Genomic DNA, 393 nt, shown 5'->3' with positions numbered 1-393 from the left:
CTTGAGCCGTTTGTTATGTTTATTTAGCCTAAGATTTAAGGCACTTAATTGCGTCACTTACCGTCTCAAATTGAATTTTTGTCAAACAAACTTCAGCTCGAAAAAACTCGTGACATTGAATCAATCTTGATGCATCTTCTGCTGAAATCTGGACTGAGTTTCCAACCAAGTTAATCGCTGTTGAAGCATCTGAAACCAATGAGTATACAAAGCCTTCAGAATCGATTACTCGATCATCTGAGCTAAAAATCAACCCCACACATTCGCAGTTCAAGTCAGTTTCTGAGCCCAAATAAATAAGCTCATCGTCACCATCCAATTTCAGGATACAAGGCCAATTGACCATGAATTTCTCCAATAAACATAACGCCCGGCTAAGGGGTTGACAACGCA

The 393-nt window shown here is 39.7% G+C and carries 1 protein-coding gene; it reads right to left on the bottom strand.

Annotated features, from left to right (window positions below):
* Positions 1-28: 28 nt before the first annotated feature.
* Positions 29-346 carry a DUF4144 domain-containing protein gene (locus tag PL85_RS17635; RefSeq protein ID WP_194549501.1) on the bottom strand — a complete coding sequence of 106 codons (318 nt, stop codon included), beginning with the start codon at positions 344-346 and terminating at the stop codon, positions 29-31.
* Positions 347-393 lie beyond the last annotated feature (47 nt).

This window comes from Vibrio anguillarum, assembly GCF_001989995.2.
GTDB classification, from domain to species: Bacteria; Pseudomonadota; Gammaproteobacteria; order Enterobacterales; family Vibrionaceae; genus Vibrio; species Vibrio anguillarum.
The sequence above is the reverse complement of the archived record's forward strand: the minus strand, read 5'-3'. Positions and strand labels throughout refer to the sequence as shown.

Coding starts and splice junctions, on each gene's coding strand:
- PL85_RS17635 (WP_194549501.1), bottom strand. CDS start 346: ATGGTCAATTGGCCTTGTATCCTGAAATTGGATGGTGACGATGAGCTT.